General features: G+C 70.1%; 16 protein-coding genes and 1 pseudogene. 5 read left to right on the forward strand and 12 right to left on the reverse strand.

What is annotated here, in order from left to right:
* Window positions 1-25: 25 nt before the first annotated feature.
* Both ACQEXA_RS15435 and ACQEXA_RS15440 read right to left on the reverse strand, forming a co-directional pair.
* Window positions 26-1,249 (reverse strand): SGNH/GDSL hydrolase family protein, encoded by a 1,224-nt coding sequence (locus tag ACQEXA_RS15435; protein WP_432934148.1) that lies wholly within the window; start codon window positions 1,247-1,249, stop codon window positions 26-28.
* Window positions 1,250-1,561: 312 nt separating this feature from the next.
* Window positions 1,562-2,941, reverse strand: coding sequence for an IS1380 family transposase (locus ACQEXA_RS15440; RefSeq protein ID WP_433130396.1), 1,380 nt, complete (start codon window positions 2,939-2,941; stop codon window positions 1,562-1,564).
* A gap of 251 nt (window positions 2,942-3,192) precedes the next feature.
* Between ACQEXA_RS15440 and ACQEXA_RS15445 the strand changes: the two genes are divergently transcribed.
* The gene (locus ACQEXA_RS15445) at window positions 3,193-4,035 is read left to right on the forward strand and encodes an IS5 family transposase (protein WP_432920252.1); all 843 of its coding nucleotides are present in this window, start codon (window positions 3,193-3,195) and stop codon (window positions 4,033-4,035) included.
* A 23-nt stretch (window positions 4,036-4,058) separates the two neighbouring features.
* Here ACQEXA_RS15445 and tnpA read toward each other — a convergent pair whose 3' ends face one another.
* Window positions 4,059-4,487, reverse strand: coding sequence for an IS200/IS605 family transposase (tnpA, locus tag ACQEXA_RS15450; RefSeq protein ID WP_432939643.1), 429 nt, complete (start codon window positions 4,485-4,487; stop codon window positions 4,059-4,061).
* Between the two features lie 23 nt (window positions 4,488-4,510).
* Here tnpA and ACQEXA_RS15455 point away from each other — a divergent pair, with 23 nt between their 5' ends.
* Together ACQEXA_RS15455 and ACQEXA_RS15460 are read left to right on the forward strand one after the other, a co-directional pair.
* Complete coding sequence (locus ACQEXA_RS15455) at window positions 4,511-5,668, forward strand: RNA-guided endonuclease InsQ/TnpB family protein (protein WP_433130399.1); 1,158 nt, start codon at window positions 4,511-4,513, stop codon at window positions 5,666-5,668.
* 78 nt (window positions 5,669-5,746) lie between these two features.
* A complete protein-coding gene (locus tag ACQEXA_RS15460) occupies window positions 5,747-6,115 on the forward strand; it encodes a PPOX class F420-dependent oxidoreductase (protein ID WP_432934144.1) in 369 nt (122 codons plus the stop codon).
* Window positions 6,116-6,150: 35 nt separating this feature from the next.
* Here the strand turns inward: ACQEXA_RS15460 and ACQEXA_RS15465 are convergent, their stop codons facing one another.
* The 6 genes from ACQEXA_RS15465 to ACQEXA_RS15490 form a co-directional block, all read right to left on the reverse strand.
* Window positions 6,151-7,572: a DNA-3-methyladenine glycosylase 2 family protein gene (locus tag ACQEXA_RS15465; RefSeq protein WP_433130401.1), complete on the reverse strand. Its 1,422-nt coding sequence runs from the start codon at window positions 7,570-7,572 to the stop codon at window positions 6,151-6,153.
* Window positions 7,573-7,677: 105 nt separating this feature from the next.
* The gene (gene rsgA, locus ACQEXA_RS15470) at window positions 7,678-8,838 is read right to left on the reverse strand and encodes a ribosome small subunit-dependent GTPase A (RefSeq protein WP_433130402.1); all 1,161 of its coding nucleotides are present in this window, start codon (window positions 8,836-8,838) and stop codon (window positions 7,678-7,680) included.
* A 251-nt stretch (window positions 8,839-9,089) separates the two neighbouring features.
* Entirely contained in the window at window positions 9,090-10,772 is a 1,683-nt protein-coding gene (locus ACQEXA_RS15475) for an SWIM zinc finger family protein (protein ID WP_432934138.1), read from the reverse strand.
* 504 nt (window positions 10,773-11,276) lie between these two features.
* Complete coding sequence (locus ACQEXA_RS15480; protein ID WP_433130404.1) at window positions 11,277-12,365, reverse strand: ABC transporter substrate-binding protein; 1,089 nt, start codon at window positions 12,363-12,365, stop codon at window positions 11,277-11,279.
* Window positions 12,366-12,458: 93 nt separating this feature from the next.
* Window positions 12,459-13,337: an ABC transporter permease gene (locus ACQEXA_RS15485; protein WP_433130406.1), complete on the reverse strand. Its 879-nt coding sequence runs from the start codon at window positions 13,335-13,337 to the stop codon at window positions 12,459-12,461.
* Window positions 13,334-14,194, reverse strand: coding sequence for an ABC transporter ATP-binding protein (locus tag ACQEXA_RS15490; RefSeq protein ID WP_433130408.1), 861 nt, complete (start codon window positions 14,192-14,194; stop codon window positions 13,334-13,336). The genes ACQEXA_RS15485 and ACQEXA_RS15490 overlap by 4 nt, the downstream gene beginning before the upstream one ends.
* A gap of 235 nt (window positions 14,195-14,429) precedes the next feature.
* Here ACQEXA_RS15490 and ACQEXA_RS15495 point away from each other — a divergent pair, with 235 nt between their 5' ends.
* Both ACQEXA_RS15495 and ACQEXA_RS15500 read left to right on the forward strand, forming a co-directional pair.
* Window positions 14,430-16,121, forward strand: coding sequence for an ATP-binding protein (locus ACQEXA_RS15495; protein ID WP_433130410.1), 1,692 nt, complete (start codon window positions 14,430-14,432; stop codon window positions 16,119-16,121).
* On the forward strand, window positions 16,118-16,807 hold the full coding sequence (locus ACQEXA_RS15500; RefSeq protein WP_432934130.1) for a response regulator: 690 nt from the start codon (window positions 16,118-16,120) through the stop codon (window positions 16,805-16,807). Before ACQEXA_RS15495 ends, ACQEXA_RS15500 begins: the two co-directional genes overlap by 4 nt.
* 141 nt (window positions 16,808-16,948) lie before the next feature.
* Here the strand turns inward: ACQEXA_RS15500 and rsgA (ACQEXA_RS15505) are convergent.
* The 3 genes and pseudogenes from rsgA (ACQEXA_RS15505) to ACQEXA_RS15515 form a co-directional block, all read right to left on the reverse strand.
* Window positions 16,949-17,399 (reverse strand): annotated as a pseudogene (gene rsgA, locus ACQEXA_RS15505) (GTPase RsgA); the annotation flags it as partial.
* 427 nt (window positions 17,400-17,826) lie between these two features.
* On the reverse strand, window positions 17,827-19,320 hold the full coding sequence (locus ACQEXA_RS15510) for a cellulose binding domain-containing protein (protein WP_433130412.1): 1,494 nt from the start codon (window positions 19,318-19,320) through the stop codon (window positions 17,827-17,829).
* Between the two features lie 216 nt (window positions 19,321-19,536).
* A complete protein-coding gene (locus ACQEXA_RS15515; RefSeq protein ID WP_432934126.1) occupies window positions 19,537-20,868 on the reverse strand; it encodes a radical SAM protein in 1,332 nt (443 codons plus the stop codon).
* Window positions 20,869-20,877 lie beyond the last annotated feature (9 nt).

A 20,877-nucleotide genomic window follows, 5' to 3' on the forward strand; every position in this document is an offset into this window, starting at 1 on the left:
CGGCATGTGCCCGACTGACCACCCGTCACCGCTCGAGGGCCGCCGGGTCGATCGCGTCCGCGAGCGCCATCGCGCCCGCGTCGTTGAAGTGCAGATGGTCGCCCGGGTCGTAGTCCGGCAGGATGCGATCCGGGCGCGCGGGGTCCCGTACGGCCCTGTCGAAGTCCGCGATCCCGTCGAAGATGCCGCCGCGGATGAGGGCGTTGATCTCATGACGCAGACGCTCGCGTGCCGGGGTCCAACGCTGGTGGCCGCCGAACGGCGTGAGGGTGGCCCCGATGACGCGCAGGCCGTAGGCGTGCGCACGGGTCACAATCTGCCGGTACGCCCGTACGAAGGCGGCCGGATCGGTCTGGCCCGGTGTGTCCTTGAGGTCGTTGACACCCTCCAGCACGATCACGGTGCGGGCTCCGGTGCGGGTGAGGACGTCGGCGTCCAAGCGGGCCAGGGCGCTCGGGCCGACTCCGTCCAGCAGGAGGCGGTTGCCGGCGATCCCGGCGTTCAGGACGCCGGGTCTGCGGCTCGCCGGGAGCGCGCGCAGCCGCTCGGAGAGCAGGTCGGGCCAGCGGTGGTTGGTCCCCTGGGAGGTGCCGGTGCCATCCGTGAGGGAGTCACCGAGGGCCACCACACTGCCGGCGAGCGCGGGACGCAGGACGTCCACACCGGTCACGTAGTACCAGTGGGAGACCGTGGTGGTGTATGCGGCTCCGCTGGTGTCGGCGGCCCGGTTGCCGTTCCTGGCCAGGTAGTTGGTCTGCATCGCGGTGCGGTGGTAGGTGGCCGGGCCGCAGTCGGCGGACGTGTGCACGGTGATGAGCAGGTCTGCGTCGGCCGGGACGCGCAGAGGGACGGCGTCGGTGACACGGTCCTCCCCCACGGGCACGGTGACGGAGGTCGCGCCGGAGAAGGTCGCGATGCGCAGGGAGCCCGGAACGGCCTCGGCACCGATCCCCCGCCGCAACGCCACCGTGACGGCGTCGAGTCGGAGCGGGGCGCTGCCGAGGCGGTTGGAGACGCGGATGCGGGCGGCGCTGCCGCCGACGCTGGTGTGCACGACGTTGCGGATCGAGACGCCGGGCAGGGCGGGTGCGGTGCCGGAGGGGGCCGCCTCCCAGGTACCGGTCCACCGGGGAGCCGTCCCGGTCCCGCCGGACGCACCCGGGGCGGCGACCGCGGTCGACAGCAGGGTGAGAGCCAGGACGGCGAGGAAGCGACGCCGTGTTCCCCTTGCGCGGGCCAACCGGATCATATGGATGCGCCCTCTTTTCACCGGCGGCCCCGGGACGCGGGGCCGGGAAGCGTTCGAAGACTTCCCAGGACCCACCGGCGAGGTAACACATCGTCACACGGTCGGGCGTACGGACCGCCCACAGAACAATTCGGTCGCCCGCATCCGCCCACGGAACTAAGCCTCGATCCACCGGTCGGCTTTGAAGGGGTCTTTTGAGGTTTCGAGGGTCGGGCGTTGGGGCTGTGACTGGACGTGGGCAAGGGGTATTTGCTGGTCTGCCCAGCGTTTCCACGGTTCTGCTCCGATCGGGCCCCTGGCGGGGCGGGATGGTCAGTGACGTCGGGCCGCCTCGGGTGGCGGGTGGACGGTGTCGAACAGTCGTGTCCAGGCGTGCTGCCAGGGCCATCGCTGCGGTAGGTGCAGGGTGAGGCGGCGGGCGGAGCGGGCGATCCTGGCGGGGACGTGGACGAGGTGGGCGCGCAGGGTGGCGGTGGTGGCTTTGGCGTGGAAGGCGGAGGTCAGGGCGCCGGTGGCCCGCAGCAGGTTGTAGGCCATGGCCCACAGGGTGAGCCAGGCGGCGTTGGCGTGGAAGTGCCCGGACGGCAGGTGGGCCAGTGCGGAGTTCTTGCTGTCGGCGATGACCTGCTCGACGACGGCGTGGTGGCGGTGTTCCCGCTCGGCCTGGAGGGTGGGGGCGGGGTTGTCGGTGAAGAACGGGTGGTAGCGCCAGGCGGGGAAGAGTTCGCCCTGCTCGCCGATGGTGGCGGGTTTGGCCAGGTCACGGACCCGGCGCACGATCAGCCGGGCGGTGACCCGATCTGCCTTCTTCCGGCCGGCGAACGCGGTGTAGGCGGGTATCTCGGCGACTTCGGCGTCCGAGATGAGCTCGCCGCTCTCCGGGTCGAGCACCGCGGTGGGGTAGGTGATCTGCTGCCAGGCGGTGTCGTCGATGGCGGCGATGGCCCGTTTGATGGAGGGGTTCATGCCGCAGGTGAGGGAGAAGCGGGCGCCGGCCCGGCGGCAGGCGGCGATGACACCGGCGTTGTAGAACTGCGAGTCGGCGCGCAGGATGCGCAGGCCGGTGCAGCCGGCCTCACGGGCGGTGGCCAGTGCCTCGCTGACGAATTTCGGGGCGCCGCGGGAGTCGGCCGCTTTGCCGCGGCGCATCCGCACGGTGGCGATCACCGGCCGGGAGGTGGGGGTGCAGATCGTGGCGAGCAGGGGGTGCAGGGTGCGGATGCCCTTGAACCGGCCGTACTCGCCACCCTGCTTGGTGCGACCGTAGACGCGTTTGTGAGTGGAGTCGACATCGATGAACGCCTTCTCGCCCGCGCCGGGCAGCAGCGGGGTGTTCGCGGCCAGCGCGGCCAGGAACTGACGGTGCACCGCGTGCAGTTGGAGGGCATGACCGTGGGTGAACGAGCGCAGGAACGTGCCCAGAGTGGACGGGGCACGGATACCTGCGAACAGCAGGGGCATCGCACCGTGCCGCAGCACGTCCAGGTCGTCGATGCTGTCCGCGCCCGCGGCCATGCCGGCCACGATGCTTCCGACCTTGGCGTCCGCCGCGGCACCCGCCCCGTTCTTCGCCCCCCTCAGCTTCACCTTGTCCGCCGTCAGACGGGCAAGCCCGCACCGCTCAGCCAACCGCATCACCGGGACCAGCCCGGCATACGCGACCAGATTCGCCTCATCGAACGCGGCGGACACCGCCGAAGTGGCATGGGAAGATTACATCTCGCGGATGTACTCCGATTCTGTGGACATGGAACCCTAGGAAGTCCCATCGTCCCAGCTCAGAGGGCATCCGCGTCTTCATGTCCAAGCCCTGGACCGGCTATTGCCCGGTGGATCGAGGCTTAGAGCGTGCGCGGATAGGCGGGTGTAAGGGCTGGATGCAGGTGCAGGCACGGGCCTGCGCGATCATGTGAGTTCCTACGCTCCGTGACCGTGGAGGCTCCGTGCCTGCGCTCCCATTATGGCTTGTCGATCCGCTCTGGCAGCAGTTCCGGGAACTGCTACCAGAGCGCGGTGAGTTCGCTTCCGACCACCCGCTGGGCTGTCATCGCCGACGCATCGGTGACCGCACTGTCTTCGACCGGCTCGTGCAGGTACTGGTGTTCGGCTGCGGCTACCGCAAGGTCGCCGACAACGCGTGCTCGGCGACGACCATCCGTACCCGCCGTCAGGAGTGGATCGAAGCTGGGGTCTTCGAACGCCTGGAGCTGCTCGTTCTGGAAGCCTACGACCGTTTCATCGGCCTACAGCTGTCGGATGTGCCAGTCGACGGCTGTCACTCAAAGGCCCCCTGCGGTGGTGAAGTTGCAGGCCCTTCGCCCGTGGACCGGCGAAAGGGCGGTATGAAACGCTCCACCGCAACAGACGCCGGCGGCATCCCGCTCGGCGCTGTCACCGCTCCCGGCAACCGGCACGACTCCCCGCTGCTGGGTCCCACCCTGGAGAGACTGGAACGTATCGGGCCGCTCCCGGAAAACGTCACGGTCCACCTCGACGCCGCCTACGGCACCGGCAAGGGGACCAGAACGGCAGCAGAGTACGGCCTGCGGGCACAGGTCGCGGTCAAGGGCGTGGCCGCACCGATCCAGAACACCAAACGATGGCCGGTGGAGCGCACGAACGCCTGGGGCAATCAATTCTTCAAGATCGCTCGCTGCACCGAACGCCGCACCGAAGTCATCGATGCGTACCTGTCGTTGGCCCACGCCATCATCACTCTGCGTCGCCTCATCCGCCGCGCGTGGACCCTCTACCGCTGGGACACACGCCCCCGGAAACGCCCCTGAACACCGCCTATCCGCGCACGCTCTTAGCCGGGGCGTTTCTGGTTCTCGATGTACTCCTTCACCACGGCGAGCGGTGCACCTGCGCATGAGGCGGCGAAGTACGAGGGGGACCAGAAGTGTTCGCCCCACAGGTACTTGCGGATGTGTCCCGGGAACTCCTGGCGCAGACGCCGGGCGGAGACGCCCTTGAGAGAGCCGACCAGCCGGGAGAGGGCGACCTTCGGCGGGTAGTGGACGAGCAGGTGGACGTGATCGGTCTCGCCATTGAACTCCCGCAGCTCCGCACCGAAGTCGGTGCAGACGTCACGCATGACCTCCTCGCAGCGCGTCAGGATCTCGCCGGTGAACGGTCCGCGCCGGTATTTCGGCGTGAAGACCACGTGCGCATGCAGCGTGTAGACGGCGCTACGGCCGCTGCGGACATCGGAGTTTGGCTCCCATCGAGGTGACAGAGAGCAATGATACGATCACGCCCGTGAAGATCGTGACGCAGGTCAAGCTGATACCGGACGCCGCGCAGGCATCCGCACTGTCGGCGACCCTGCGCACAGTCAACGAAGCGGCCAACTGGGTCTCCGAGGTGGCGTTCGCGGGCGACGTGCCGCGTGAGTACGAGTTACGCAAGCACACCTACGCCGAACTAATGACCCGTGGCCTGGGAGCGCAGGCGGCGCAGCATGCGATCAAGAAAGTGCGTGACGCGTACACCACGCTGCACGCCAACCTGCGTGCCGGGAACCTCGGCCAAAAGGGCTCCAAGCGCCGGATCAAGGCCGCGTCCAAGCCGATCACATTCCGCCCTGATGCCGCGCAGCCCTACGACGACCGCTGTTTGAGCTGGCAGTACGACACCCGAACCGTGTCCATCTGGACCACGCAGGGCCGGTTGAAGGGCGTGCGGTTCGCCTGCTCGGCGGGCGCGCTCAAGACGCTCCAGCAGTACCGCAAGGGCGAAACGGACCTGATCGAACGCGACGGCGTGTTCTATCTGATCGCCACCTGCGAGGTTCCCGAAGCCGCCCCGTATGAACCCGGCGGGTTCACCGGCGTGGACCTGGGCATCGTCAACATCGCCACCACGTCCACCGGCTACCAGGCCGCCGGCCGCCACCTCAACCGATACCGCAAGCAGCAGCGCGCCCTGCGGGCCAAACTCCAGAAGAAGCGCACCAAGTCCGCCAGGCGACGGCTCAAGGAACGCTCCCGCCGCGAACAGCGGCACGTGAAGAACACCAACCACATCATCGCCAAGACGATCGTGACCGAGGCTGAACGCACCGGACGCGGCCTGTCCCTGGAAGAACTCAAGGGCATCCGCACCCGGGTACGGCTCCGCAAGCCCCAACGGGTCGCACTCCACTCCTGGGCCTTCGCCCAGCTCGGAGACTTCATCGTCTACAAGGCTCGACGGGCCGGAGTCCCGCTCGTGTTCGTGGATCCCGCCTATTCCTCCAAGGAGTGCGCGCAGTGCGGGCACGTGGACCGGCTCAACCGCGTCTTGCAAGCCAAGTTCGCATGCCGGTCGTGTGGCGTCGTTGCGCACGCCGACCGGAACGCTTCCCGCGTCCTCGCCCGCAGGGGCGAAGACGCGTGGACTGCGGGGCGTGAGTCACACGCCCCTGCCACCCCGTAAGGGTGTCTGGACGGAGGAGCCCACCCAGCAGCCAGTTGGGCGCTACCTCCAAACCCGGTCCTTCAAGGCCGGGTCAAGTTGACTGATGCCGAACGCGCGTATCTGCACTCCCAGCGACTCGGGCGGCTGGCCACCGTCGATCCGCACGGACAGCCCCAGGCCAACCCGGTCGGCTTCTTCCTCCAGGAGGACGGGACCGTCCTGATCGGCGGTCATGCGATGGGCGCCACCAAGAAGTGGCGGAACCTGGAGCAGAACCCCAAGGTGGCGCTGGTCGTCGACGACATCGTGAGCACACGCCCGTGGCGGGTGCGCGGCGTGGACGTCCGAGGCGAGGCGGAACTCCTCACCGGTCCGCACGATCTGGGGCCGCACTTCAGCGACGAGGTGATCCGGATCCGTCCGCGGCGGATCCACAGCTGGGGCCTGGAGGGCGAGCAGGCCTGAACCTCGCCGGGGCGATCGTCACCTCACGGGATCCTTCACGGAGCGAGGGACGGCTCGGACCCGCTCGCCGTCCACAGGTGCCTGAGGGCGTATGACCTCCAGGGGCGCCAGGCGTCCGGGGCGGTCTCGTCCGGCGGTGCCACGTCGGGGTCGCCGAGGGCGCGGGTGCGGATGATCGCGGCGGTGTGCGGATCCATGCCCGGCAGCGCGAGCAGTGCCTGGTGGGCGTCGTCGCGGTCGGCGCCCGCGTCGAGGCGGAGGGTGCCGTCGGCGAGCGCGGTGGCGAGGGCGGCCGGTGTGCCGTGCAGCCCGGCTTCGGCGAGCACGGCGGGGTCCGGGAAGGTGTGGGTCAGGGTGCCGTGCGACGCGTCGAGCGTCTTCCCGTAGCGCTGGACGAGTTCCCCGGCCCGGGTCCGGCCGACGAGCGCGCGCACGGCGAACTCCTCGGGGTCCGCCGCACCCGGTGAGCGCAGTCCTGGACGGGCGGCGACCAGTGGGGCGAGCCCGGGATCGGCGGCGAGACGCTCGTCGACGGCGTACGGGTCCGCGTCGAGGTCGAACAGCCGCCGCACCCGCTGGACCGCGGTGGTGAGGTCGCGGGGGTCGGTGAGATGGATCCGGGCGTCGAGCCAGCCGCCGGGGTGACCGTCCCCGCCCGTCCGGGACGCCGGGCGGCCCGGATGCTCGCCGACGGCGACGACGGCGGTGCCGTACGGCAGCCGGAGTGTACGCCGGTAGATCCGGCGCCCGGGCCGGCCCGACACCTCCTCGATGCCCGGCACCGCTTCGGCGGCGAGCAGGTCGAAGGCCGCCGCGGACTGGTACGGGCCGCGGTACGCGAGGCGCAATGCGATCCCCGCCGACGCCTCGGCCTCGCGGCCGGCGGCCCCTCCGTCCCGGGGCGCCGTGGCGCGCAGCTCGCGCGGAGTGGCCGCGTACACCGCCTTGATCGTGTCGTTGAACTGGCGCACGCTGGCGAACCCGGCCGCGAAGGCGATCTCCGTGACCGGCAGCTCGGTGGTCTGCAGCAGCAGGCGGGCGCTGTGGGCCCGCTGGGCCCGGGCGAGCGCGATGGGTCCGGCTCCGACCTCGGCGGTCAGCTGCCGTTGCACCTGACGAGCGCTGTAGCCGAGGCGCAGGGCGAGCCCGGCGACACCTTCGCGGTCGACCACGCCGTCCTTGATCAGGCGCATGGCCCGCCCCGCGACGTCCGCGCGCACGTTCCACTCGGCGGAGCCGGGCACGGCGTCCGGACGGCACCGCCGGCAGGCGCGGAACCCGGCGCTCTGCGCGGCGGCGGCCGTCGGATAGAACCGCACGTTGCGACGCTTGGGCGTCACGGCGGGGCAGCTGGGCCGGCAGTAGATCCCGGTCGTGGCGACGGCGAAGAAGAACGCGCCGTCGAACCGGGCGTCCCGGCTGCGCACCGCCTCGTACCTGGTGTCTTCCTCGGTCATGTCGTCCAGTGTGCGCCGTGGCGCGGCACTGTTCCGGCGGGTTTCGGACATGACGTCCGGACGCGGCACGCCGCGGGCACGACAGTCTGCGGCGTGCCGTCGCGGCTACCGCAACCGTCCCCGCTTGGCCTCCATCGCCGCCCGGCCCTCCGCCCCCTTCCGTTTCCACTCCTGGCGTCGTTCCGCCCGTACCCGCGCGTCGGTCTTGGCGACGATCCACTCGTTCTCGCGCAGCAGCTTCCGGTAGCTCTCCAGCCGTCGCTCGGACAGCTCTCCGGACTCCACCGCGCGGCGCACCGCGCACTCCGGCTCCGCCACGTGCGCGCAGTCGTGGAACCGGCACTCCGCGGCCAGTTCCTCGATCTCGGAGAACACCTGGCTCACACCGCTCTCGGCGTCCCAGAGCCCCACTCCGCGCAGCCCCGGCGTGTCGATGAGGACTCCGCCGCCCGGCAGCACGAGGAGGTTGCGCGTGGTCGTGGTGTGCCGGCCCTTTCCGTCCATGTCCCGGGTGGCCTGTACGTCCATGACCTCCTCACCGAGCAGCACGTTCGCGAGCGTGGACTTGCCCGCTCCGGACTGTCCGAGCAGTACGGACGTGCCGCCGGAGAGGACCGCCTCGAGGACGTCGAGGCCGTCCCCGCGCTGGGCGCTGACCGGCAGCACCGGCACGCCGGGCGCGACCGCCTCCACGTCCTGGACGAGGTGCCCGAGTGTCGTCGCGTGCGGCACGACGTCGGCCTTGGTCAGCACCACGAGCGGCTGGGCTCCGGACTCCCAAGAGAGTGCCGACTTATGCAGCAGGGCCTCACCACTCGAACTGGACATGGCAAGTGCCAGGAACCGCTCGATCCGCCCGAGGTCCAGTTCGACCGCGAGCGACACACAGATGACGACGTGATCGATGTTAGTGGCCAGCACCTGGCCGTCGGAACGCTTGGACGATGTCGAGCGCACGAAGGCGGTACGGCGTGGCAGCAGCGTCCGCACGTACCGCGGATCGCTGCCTTCGGGGTCGACGGCGACCCAGTCCCCCGTGCACACGACCTTCATCGGGTCGCGGGGTACGACGAACTCGGTGTCGGCGCGGACTGTGCCAGCTGGGGTGACGACGTCGCACAGACCGCGGTCGACGCGTACGACACGGCCGGGCAGTAGGCGCTGCTCGGCGTACGGAGCGAACTCCGCTTCCCATCCCTCGTCCCAGCCGTACGGGGCCAGAGGGTGCGACGAGGCGGAAGAAGCCGAAGGAGAAGAGAGATTCAAGGGGAACCCTTCACAGGGTGGCCCCGGCCGCCCGCGCTCGTGGGCGCGGAAGAAGCAGGAAGAGGTCAGCCGGAGGCCACGGAGGTGGAGTGGATGAACTTCTGGTTGCGGGCAGCGCCCATCACAGAGACAGCCATCGGTCACACCTCCCGTTTCTCATTCGGCAGACGGCAGCGGCCAACGGCCACTGCGAGAAGCGAACCTCACCCTAGAGGCGCCCGCATTCCGGCGCCACCGATTTTCTGGCAGGGTCACAGGCCGTGCTGGTCGAGGAGCCGCATCAGGTTCCGCTTGCGCCTCTGGTCGGCACGCAGAGCGGCGAGGTACGCGGTGAACTCGTCTTCGGTCCCCAGGCGGCCATGGCAGTCACGCATGCTCAGCAGCAGAACGGTCAGCTGCTCGTAGACGGCGTTGCCCGTCTGTTTCATGAGCGGTGCGGCCAGCCGCAGGTAGACCCCGAGCGCGTCGGCAGGGCGGACTGCGCGGGCCTGGTCGGCGAGGGCGCGCCACTGACGGTCGTGCGCACGCGTTTCGGCCGCGGCCCGCCAGGCAGCGTCGACGTCCCCGTCGTCGAGCAGGGCATCGACCAGGACCGGGCCGCCGTACCAGGACCGCTGCCGCTGCCCGGCGTCAGCGCGCAGCAGCACAAGCGCCGGCTCCCGCTCGACCTGCCAACAGCCGGCCGCCTGTGCCGCCGTACGCAACTGCTGGTACGCGGCCAGGGAGCGGCGGGCGGCGAAGTGGCCGCGACGGAGAGCGACAGCGTCGGAAAGCCGGCCGGCGCGGGCGTAGCGGTAGCAGAGGTAGTCGATCAGGGCGATGTCGGGGGTGACGTCGTCGTGTGTTTCCTCAATGCCGCGTTCCGCCCACCGCAGGGCCTCGTCCGGGCGGCCGACGGTGTCCAGTTCGCGGGCGACGGTCAGGTGGGTGCTGCCGTCCTGGGCGAGGTCGGCCGCGTGCACGGTGACCCATCCGTCGACGTCTCCTTCCGCCTTGGCCAGCCTTTCCATCAGGTACTTCTCTGCCCAGCCGGTGCGGTTGCGGCGCCAGGCCGCAGCCGCCAACTCCCTTACGTGCGCCGCCCCTTGCACGCCGAGGACATCCTCGTAGTCGAGGGGATCGATGCCGGTGAGATCGTCCGGGTCACTGAGCAGATGGCCGACCAGCCACCGCGCGGTCTCGTCCGCGTCGGGGCCTGCTGCGCGGCACGCGTCGAGGTGGGCTTCGGCGAGCGCAGCCCCGATTCGGCCCAGGTGACCGTCGGAGTCGTCGATCGCGTCCTGCGCCTCGCTCAGCAGCCGCATCGCCTCCCGGGACAGGGAGATCGCGTCTGCGGGCCGCCCGGCGGCGGTCAGTGCGGCGATCGCGGACACCGCCTGAGAGGCCTGTTCGCCATAGGCATGGGCATCGGCGTACTCCACATAGCCGTACCGTGCGAAGGGGGCGGTGTCGAAGAGTTCCCGGATCCGGGCGTGGACCTCGACCAGGTCTCCGCGGGCGCTCGCAGCCCGCAACTCCAGCCGACGCGCCAACTGCCGGTCCTCGGCGACCTGTTCCCGTACCAGGGCGAGCAGCTCGTCCCTGGAGCGCGCAGCCAGCCAAGCGTCCAGCTCCTGGGCGCGAGTCCTGGCCCGGCCGCGCTGCCGCGACACCACCTCAGGCTCGGCAAGCACGGTCAGGCCCAGGGCGACCAGGTGCTTGCAGAAGTTGCCCTCGATCCCGTACGGGCAGTCGCACTCCCCGGCGAGGCCGTCGCCTCCATCGAAGGTCAGCTCCACCTGGTAGGCGTCCGTCCCGTGGACGGTGGCCGTGATCCAGCCGTCGCCGACCTCCACGGCGGTCACCGCGGCCAGATACCCTCGGCCCCGCTCGAAGGAGCGTGGCCCGGCCAGCGCCCGCAGGTCTTCCTCGTCGAAGTCCAAGTCCTTTGCCACAGAGGCATTCAACCTGCCGAGCGGAGCGACGGCCCCTGCAGTGCCCGCATTGCTGTGCTGGCTGGCGCTCGCCCCCACATCCGCACGCCGGCGGCCGCGGCTCACGACCGCCACGACGGGCCGGCGGCTGACCGGCCGGACCCCGGACTTGTACCTTGAGCCTCCGCGTCGAGGACACCCACAGATCGCCGGCCAGGAGCCGGAACGCGATGTGTCCCGTCAGCGGGCCGATGACGCAAAAATTCCGCCGGCCGAGGGTGAGCACGGTGTCCGCCTCGTAGTGCTCGACCCGGACAACGTTCACCGAGCCTGCGGGATACCAGACGCAACTCCGTGTACCGCTCCTGGACCATGCGCGCCGAACCCAACCGGCGACGGACGCCTCGGAGATCAACGCAACGCTTCTCGGACCGGGTCTTCCTTTCGACACGTAGCCCTCGCGCTCACGACGTGGGGCCCCGCCCAGGTGGCAGTCACCTGGGCGGGGCCCCACGTGCCGGAGACTCAGCCGTTAGACCCCGCCGGGGTCGTCGTGGTCGTGAAGCCCTCGGTCTTGTTGGCCTTGATGGCGAAGTCATTGGTGAACGTCGTGCCGAGGTTCACCGACGAGGTCGCGTGGCCGACCAGTTCCTCGGTCGCCAGAACGGTCTTCGGGCCGCCGGCCGGCATGATGCCGTCCGGGAGGAACTGGCCCTTGTCCTGGGTCAGGGCCGCGATGTAGTCGGCCTTGGTCACCAGCTGGTTCTGCACGAAGGACGCCGGCAGCTTGTTCGCGATGTCGGCCGCGCTGTGGGAGTTGATCCAGTGCATGGTGGCGACGAGAGCGTTGACGACCTTCTGCACCGCGTCCTTGTGCGAGTTCACCCAGTCGGTACGGGCGATGACGCTCGCGGCCGGCCAGGCGCCGCCCATCGCGGCCTTGGCGCCTTCCGTGGTGGCCAGGTCGATCGCGGAGGTGCCGACACCCTTCTTCTCGATCGCGGCGACCGTCGGCTGCGTCGTCATCACACAGGCGGCCTTGCCGTTCTGCAGCGCGGCGACGGCGGTGGAACCCGCGCCGACCCCGATCCGGTTGAAGGCCTTGGTCTTGAGGCCCTTCTTCGCGGCCACGAACTGGGTGAGTGTGTCGGTGCCCGAACCCAGGTCGGTGACGCCGAGCGTCTTGCCCTTGAAGTCGGCGGCCGACTTGACGCCGCTCTTCGCGGTGCACATCTCCCGCTCCCCCGGCGCGCCGGACAGCTGGACGACGTCCTCGACCGCCTTCCCCTTCACCTGGAAGTCGATGGTGTGGATGTACCAGGCGCCCGCCATGTCCACCTGCCCCGAGGCCATGGCGTCCTCGGCGCCGACACCGCCGTCCTGCTCGGTGCTCAGCTCGACGTTGACACCGTACTTCTTGTAGAAGCCGAGCTGCTGGGCGAGCTGGTAGGGCAGGTAGATCTGCTTGTCGAGGCCGCCTGCCATGAGCTTGACGGTCGGCGTGCCGCCCGAACCACCGCTTGCGGCTGAGGAGTTGCCGGAACAGGCGCTTGTCGCGCCGAGGGCGAGCACGGTGAGGAGGGACGCGGCGACGGCGACGGGTCGTCTGGACATGGCTGACCACATTCCTTTGCTGAGGTTGCTGGGGTTGTTGAAGTTGCTCGACTCGCTGAGGTTTCCGAGGTGGTGCGCGGAGGAGCCGAGGCGTCAGAGGGAGTTGGCCTCGGACGACGCCGGCGGGCGCCAGGCCAGCAGCCGGTGTTCGAGCTTGCCGATCAGCCACTCGGCGCCGAGCACGATGACCGAGATGACGAGCATCGTCGCGAAGACGCCGTTGGGGTCGAAGTTGTTCTGCGCGGTCTTGATGACCAGGCCGAGGCCGCTCTGCGCGCCGAGCACCTCGCCGACCAGCGCGCCGACGATGGCGAAGCCGAAGGCGCTGTGCAGGCTGGCGATGATCCAGGTGAGCGCGGAGGGCACGATGACGTGCCGGATGATCTGCAGCTGCGAGGCGCCGAGCACCCTGGCGTTGGCGAGGATGTTGCGGTCGACCTCACGGACGCCCTGGAAGGCGTTGAAGAAGACGATGAAGAACACCAGCACCGCGGCAAGCAGGATCTTCGGCAGCACACCGATACCGAACGCGACGATGAAGATCGAGCCGAGGACGATCCGCGGGATCGCGTTGACCATCTTGATGTAGGGGCCCAGCACATCGGCGAGGAAGCGGCTCTGGCCGAGCGCGACGCCGAAGATCACTCCGGTGACGGTCCCGAGGACGAAGCCGACGAGCGCCTCCTGGATCGTGGTCCAGATGTTCGCGTAGAAGGACCCGAACTCGGTGCCGTGCTGGAAGAGGTCGGCCAGCCGCTGGGCGATGCCGGACGGCTGCCCGAAGAAGAACGGGTCGACGATCCCCCAGGTGGTGGACGCCTGCCAGCCGCCGACGACGAAGACCGCGAGGCCGATACGGCCCGCCCACACCAGGGCGGTGCGCCGCCGGGCGGCCCGCTTGGCGGCGGCCGCGGTCGAGGACTGTGCGCCGTCCTTGACCAGGGCGGCGGGAACAGCGGATGTCGTGCTCATGCCGGACCTCCTGCGGTGCGTGCGTAGGCGCGCTCCACCTCCTCGCGCAGCGTTTCCCAGATCTGGTGCTGCAGTTCGATGAAGCGGGGCTGGAAGCGGATCTCCTGGACCGCGCCGCGCGGGCGTGGCAGGTCGATGTCGAAGACCGCCTTGACCGATCCGGGGCTGGACGTCATGACGACGACCCGGTCGGCGAGCGCCACAGCCTCGTCGAGGTCGTGGGTGATGAAGATGACCGACGGCCGGATCTGCTCCCACAGGCCGAGCAGCTCGGTCGACATGATCGCCTTGGTCTGCACGTCCAGGGCGCCGAACGGCTCGTCCATGATCAGGATCTTGGGTTCGTTGATCAGCGCCGCGGCCATCGCCACCCGCTTGCGCATACCGCCGGAGAGCTGGTGCGGGTAGCGGTCCTCGAACCCGGACAGGCCCACCCGGCGCAGCCAGTCACGCGCCGAGGCCTGGGCCTGCTGCTTGGGGACGCCGCGGAACACCGGGCCCATCAGCACATTGCCGAGGACGGTCTTCCAGGGCAGCAGCGCGTCGGTCTGGAACATGAAGCTGACGCCGTCGGCGACGCCGTCCACCTCACGGCCGCCGACCTTGACCGATCCCTCGCTGGGCCGGTCGAGCCCGGACACCATGCTCAGCGTCGTCGACTTGCCGCAGCCCGTCGGGCCGACCACCGCACAGAACTGGCCGGGCTCCACGGTGAAGGAGACGTCCTGAAGCGCCGTGAACACCTCACCTGCCGGAGTCAGAAACCGTTTGGTGAGTCCTGAGATCTCCACTCGCGCGCTGTCCCGGCCGAATTTCTCGGCGCCCGGGCTCACCGCGAGATCGTTTCGCGAAGCCATCTGAGGCCGTCTCCTTCCTAACCTCGGAGGTCGAGGAAGGCAGACGCTAAAGGCCCGTCGGTGTTGCGTCGCTGTTTCAGACGTATCCCGCGTTAGCCGTGTTACCGGGGGTTCTGCTCATTCTGCTCGGCGGGCCGGGGGTGGGCAGCATGTGCTGGGTGGGGCACAATCACGCCACCACGGGTACGGCGACGGGGCCGCGCCCGGCAGCACGACAAGGGCGAAGGCACCAGTGATGCCCATCCGTATCGGGATCGGCCGCGGCGGGAAGGGGAGGCTCTCCGGGCGGATCCTCGTCAACCAGTTGGTCATCCTGGCTCTCACCGGAACCATCGGCTTCGTCCTCTTCGCGTTCGCCCAGCGGGCCGAGATCGACCGCTCCTACGAGCAGCGGGCGCTGGCCATCGCGAAGACCGCGGCCGCCGATCCGCAGATCCGGCGGACCATGGAGTACGGCGGTGGCGGCGACGTCGTGCAGACCGTCGCCGAACGGATCCGGAAGGCCTCGGGCGCGTCGTACGTGGTCGTGATCGACCTGCGGGGCATCCGCCACTCGCACCCCCAGTCGGCTCTGATCGGCGAGCCGGTGAACGACCCGATCGTGGTGCGGGACGGCCACACCCACGTCGGCTCCGACCAGGGCGCCACCGGGCGGTCCGCCAACGGCAAGGCCCCGGTGTACGGCCCCACCGGCACCCTGGTCGGTGAGGTGTCCGCCGGCCTCCCGGAAAGCCATGTGCTCGGGGAGCTGTGGCGGGAGCTGCCCACCTTCGGCCTGTACGCCGCGATCGCCGTCGCGCTCGGCTCGGCGGCCGCGTTCCTGCTGGCCGGGCGGCTGAAGCGGACGACGTTCGGGCTGGAGCTGGAGGAGATAGCGGGGCTGCTCCAGGACCGTGAGGCGATGCTGCACGGCATCCGGGAGGGCGTGCTCGCCTTCGACCCCGAAGGCAGGATCACCGTGGTCAACGACGAGGCCCGCCATCTGCTGGGTCTCGGTACGGCGCTCGGCAGCACGCTGGCGGAGGTGCTGCCGGAAGGGCGGCTGCGCAGTGCGCTGGACGGCACCCTGACCGGCACCGACATCAGCGTGCTGACCGACGAGCACTGTCTGGTCGTCAACCGGATGCCGGTGGCGCTGCACGGCCGGGAACTGGGCGCGGTGGTCACCGTTCGCGACCGGACCGAGCTGATCGGGCTGCTGCGCGAGCTGGACTCCGTGCGTGGCCTGACCGACGCGTTGCGGGCCCAGCAGCACGAGTTCACCAACCGTATGCACACCGTGGCCGGGCTGCTGGACATCGGCGACCACGACGCCGCCTACGAGTACGCGGTCGAGTCGGCCGGCGCCGAGCAGGCGCTGGCCGAGTCCGTGCGCGAGCGGATCGGCAGCGCGCTGATGGTCGGGCTGATCGTGGCCAAGACCACGGTGGCCGCCGAGCGTGGTGTACGGCTGGTGCTCAGCGACGACTCGGCCCTCGGCGAGGGCCCACCGCAGCTGCGCCGGCTGCTCACGGTCGTCGGCAATCTGCTGGACAACGCGGTCGACGCGGCGGTCTGCGGGCCGGTCCCGGCGCGCGGCCGCGAGGTGCGGCTGTCGCTGGTCGAGGCCGTCGACCAGGTGCTGGTGCGGGTGGCGGACACCGGTCCGGGAATCCCGCCGGGCGCCGCCGAGACGATCTTCGAGGACGGCTGGTCGACCCGGCCCGACCGAGGCACCGCCCGGCGCGGCCTGGGCCTGGCCCTCGTCCACCGGCTGGTGCAGGGGCACGGCGGCACGATCACGGTCAGCCAGGGGCCGGGCGCGGTCTTCACCGTCGTACTGCCCCTGCCCGACACCGCCCCCGCGCCACAAGGCGCCCTGTTCACGACGGCTCCGCCGGTACCTGCCGGAGCGGCGGACGGTGCCGAAGGAGGAGATCGCTGGTGATCCGGACGCTGGTGGTGGACGACGACTTCCGGGTGAGCGACATCCACTGCGACTACGTGTCCCGCGTCCAGGGCTTCGAGGTGGTCGGCCGGACGGCGACCGTGGCCGAGGCGCTGAACGCGGTGCACGACCATCACCCGGACCTGCTGCTGCTCGATGTCTTCCTGCCGGACGGCAGCGGACTCGACGTGCTCCGGCAGCTCAGCCGGGACGAGGGCGGCGACCGCCCCGACGTCATCATGATCACCGCCGACCGGGACATCACCTCGGTGCGGATCGCCATGAAGCTCGGCGCTGTGGGATATCTCGTCAAGCCTTTCGGCTCCGCCGACCTGGCCGAGCGGCTCACCGCCTACCGCGAACTCCAGCACCGCATGGACGCCCTCGGCTCGGTCCCGCAGACCGAACAGGCCGACGTGGACGCCCTGTTCAGCGCCGCCCGTCCGCCCGCCGTCCCCCGGGTTCCGGCCAAGGGCCACTCCGCGCCGACCCTCGCCCTGCTGCACCAGACCCTCCGCGCCGCCCAGGACGCCCTGTCGGCCATGGAGGCCGCCGAACTCACCGGCGTCTCCCGCGCCACGGCCCAGCGATACCTCTCTTACCTGGTGAAGGAGGGCATGGTCCGCCTCGAACTCCGCTACGGCACCACCGGCCGCCCCGAACACCTCTACCGGATCGTCCGCTGAGGGACTCCATGCGGAGTCGGTGCGCTGCCGTCCGCGAGGCCGTACATCGCCGCACCGACAAGGCACTGCTCGCCTGAGTCCTGTCTGTCGGGCATGCGGATCGCGCACGCCGGCGCCGAGCGTGCTTCACCGCTGCGCAGTCGCGCCGCTCTCCCAGGCCAGTGCCAGGAAGCGTTCGACACGTGCGAGGTCCAGTTCGGCGGCGAGCGAGACGGCGACGACCGCGTGGTCGACGTTGGCGGCGAGGATCTGCCCCTCGGACCGCTTGGAGGAGGTGGAGCGCACAAAGGCGGTGCGGCGCGGCAGATACTCCCTGACATACCGGGGGTTGCCCCCCGGGTTCGACGGCGACCCAGTCGCCGGTGCACACCACCCGCAGGGGGTCGTGCGGGGTGACGAAGGCGGTGTCGGCGCGCAGTACCCCGCCGGCGGTGATCACGTCGCACTGACCGCGGTCGACCCGTACGACACGTCCGGGCAGGAGGTCCTGCTCGGCGTAGGGAGCGAACTGCGTCTCCCAGTCCCCGTCCCAGCCGTAGGGAGCGAGAGGGTGCGGCGCAGCCGAGGAAGACGAAAGAGAGGACAGCTTCAAGGGGGAACCCTTCACAAAGGTGGCCCCCGGCGCGCGCCCGCAGGCGCGGAAGAGGTGGGAAGGATCAGCCGGAGACCGCGGAGGTGGATCGGACGAATTCCTGGTTGCGGGCAGCGCCCATCACAGAGACAGCCATGGGTCACACCTCCGGTTCTTCACTCGGCGGGCCGTGGCAGCCCACTGCCACCACGAGAAGCGCCCCCACCATAGAAGCGCCGCGTTCAGGGCCGCCACCGATTTGTTTCGAGCCCTGCGGCACGTCACGGGCCGTCGGGAATGAGGCCGTGACCACGAACCTCGGGCACGCGTGCGGGCGGTGCCGTTCGTGGGCATGGGGGTTGGGCCCGGGGCGGGTGGAGCGGACGCGTGGCCACCGGGCACGAGCGGTCCCTGCTGCGGCTCGCCGACGTGATGGGCTCGGGTCGTCTCAGCCCACCGTCGAGCAACCGACCCCGTTCACCATGAAGTCGTGCGGCACGGCGTTGCCCCCGTGCTTCGAGGCGAGGAAACCGAACGCGAACGTGCCGTTCGCGGCGACCTTCTTGTTGTAGTCGGCGGCCTTCACGGTGACCTCGGACCCCGCCTGGGTGAAGATGCCGTCCCACATCTGGGTGATGTGCTGGCCGTCGTCGAACGTCCAGGTGATGTTCCAGTCGTCGAGCGCCGTCGTCGAGGTGACCGTGATCGCGACCTGGAACCCGGTATGCCATTCGTCGTCCAGGTGGTACTTCGCCCGGCAGGGCGACGGCGTCCGCCGGGCAGGCGTGGACGCGGTCGGCGTGTCCTTCACCGGACTCGTCGACGTGCCCTGCGGTTCGGTGTCGTAGTCCCCGCTCTTGGTGCCGGTGGCCGAGCCGCCTGGGTGCGCGGTCGGGGAGGTGCCACTCGTGCTGCTGTCGGGGACGGAGCCGACGGACGGGAGGGGCGGTGCCGGTTCGGCCACGGCCTGGCTGTCGGCCGTGTCGCCGTCGGACGTCGGCCCGCCGGAGTCGCCGAGTTGCATGAGCGAGACCGTCAGCGCCAGCGCGGACACGACGACGGCGGTGGTCAGGAGGCCCGCGCGGCCGATCCGGGGCCGCGTCACGGCGCCGACGGCGATGCCCCGGTCCGCGCCCGCGTCCGTGCGCCCGCCGGTCAGCCCGGCTTCCGCCGCCCGGCGCCGCCGCTCCAGATACGCGAGGCCGCCCCAGCCGATCACTCCGCTCGCCAGCGCGGCGGGCGTTCCTCCGCCGTGCAGCCGCAGACAGGCGGCCGCCTCCGCGCACTCTACGCAGGTGGCGAGGTGACGCGAGAGGTCCTCGGGCGTCTCAGGGGCCGACGCGCGGGTGACCGCGTCGAGGAGCCGCGCGTACCTGCGGCAGTCGGCGTCCATGGGGGTGTCGAGGTGGTTGCGCTGGCAGCGGTCCCTGAACAGCGCCCGTACCTGGGCCAGTTCGGTGGCCACGGCCGCCGGGTCGAGGCCGAGCCTGCGGGCCACGTCGGGCAGCGGCAGCGCCTCCACCTCCGCCAGCCACAGCAGCGCGGCGTCCGCCTCCTGCATGTCCTTGAGCCCGCGCAGGGCCAAGGGACGTTGCAGGGGTGGGCCGGTGTACCGCGCGGCCTTGCCGGAGTTGAGCCACAGCCGCAGCTCGGGGTCGAGCAGATGTCCCTTGCCCTCCGCCTCCCATGCGGCCGCGGTACTGCGCACCGCCGTGAGCAGCAGGGGGATCCCGGGCAGCCGCGGGGTGCGGCGTCCGGCGGTTCCTGCCCGGGCCGCGGCGGCACGGGCCTCCTGGATGCCCTGGGTGAACGCCTCGGTGGCCAGTTGCCTGCCGGCCGCCGTACCGGACGTGCACAGGTCGGCGTACGACAGCACCGCGTCCCAGCACTCCGAGAACAGCGCGGCCTCGGCGGCGTCCTGGGGGGTGGGCAGCTCGGGCATGGAAGGCTCCTGCATCAACTGCTTCCACAGGCAGAGTCAACTCGCCCGGGGACCATGGGAGTTGAGGATCATCTCACGACTGGCCCAGAGCCTTTCACGCTTCTCACACAACTGACAAGCGGCGTATTCACTTGCCGCAGCCGTCGTCGCGCACTGTTGAGTTGTACGGATCGCGCCCCGCTTCGGCTCAGCTCTCCGGGGCACGTGATGCCATCGTTACGCGCGGGTCGGCTCCTCGGTCTCCTCGTGCGCCGGCAGGCTGTCCATGAAGGAGCTGACGGAGAACACCGCGCGGCCGGGTCCGGGCGGGCCGTAGCCGGGCGGCGAGGAGAGCCCGAAGTCGTCCATCGTGGCCCGGTAGGCCTCGAGCAGCCGGATGTGGTACTCCAGCGGAGCGCCCTGGGGGTTGGCCTTGCCGAGGGGGGTGGTCGGCTCCGGGCACCAGGTGGTGAAGCGCGGGGTGATGCCGTGCGACATGAAGAAGCGCAGGCCCTCCGTGGTGGAGGCGATCGCCTCGTCGACCGTGGTGAAGCCGAAGGGCTCGGCCATCTCGACGCCCGCGACGAAGTTGGGGATGACGTTGCGCGCGCCGAAGATCTCGGCCGAGTCGAGGATGCGCCGGTGCCATTCGTCACGTCCGACGTAGCGCTCCTTGCCGGGGCAGTACAGCTCGAACAGGCGCCGGTCCCACACCTCGAAGTTGGGGTGGTAGATCTGCACGCCGTAGTCCTTGAAGCGCTGTACGTCGTCCTTCGGCAGCGCCTGGGCGACGACCTTGCCGATCCAGCGGCCCGGGAAGCGCTCCTCGATGGCCTTGGCGTAGTGCCCGTAGAAGTCGGCCTCGTCACGGCCGGCGACCGTCTTGGTGATCGCGCCGCCGGTGAGCGTGTAGGCGGTGGAGGCCTTCTGGGTGTCGTACCGGTCGATGATCTCCAGCGCCTCCAGGACCTCCTCGACGTCCTTGACACCGGTGTAGGGCCGCCCGGCCTCCTTGTGCTGCCGCCAGTTGTGATTGATGTCGCAGTACTGGCACTCCTCCTTGGCGCCGAAGTACTGGCAGACGCGGAAGACGGTGAGGTAGATCAGGTAGCCCCACTGGATGGTGGGGGCCACCTCCATCACGGACTTCCCGTTGGAGAGGGTGTGCCGGTAGTACTCGGGCATGGGCGGCACGCCCACGTCCGCGATCCTGTGCCCGTCGAGGTAGAGCCCGAGCAGCCCGTCCTCGTCCGCGGCCACGCGGTACGGCGAGGTCGGATTGACCCGTACGGACACCACGGTCCGACGCAGGTCGTACGGGCCGCCGGTGAGGATGATCTCCTCGGGCGGGCGCCGCAGCGCCGCCTCGCCCAGCTCGGGCAGGGTGCCGTGGTCGAAGGAGAAGATGAAGTAGGACTTCGGCTTGACCTCGCCGTCCTCGTTGTCGGACAGGGCGGACGCGTCGAAGGCCACACCCCCGCGGAGCAGATCTTCTTTGAAGACGGCTTCCCGCGGAACGTGCGGGAATCGCTCCATCAGATCCTCGACCAGTGTGGTGCGGCTGCCCATCCCGTGTCT

The organism is Streptomyces sp. CA-106110, from assembly GCF_050936285.1.
In the GTDB taxonomy this organism is placed as follows: Bacteria; Actinomycetota; Actinomycetes; order Streptomycetales; family Streptomycetaceae; genus Streptomyces.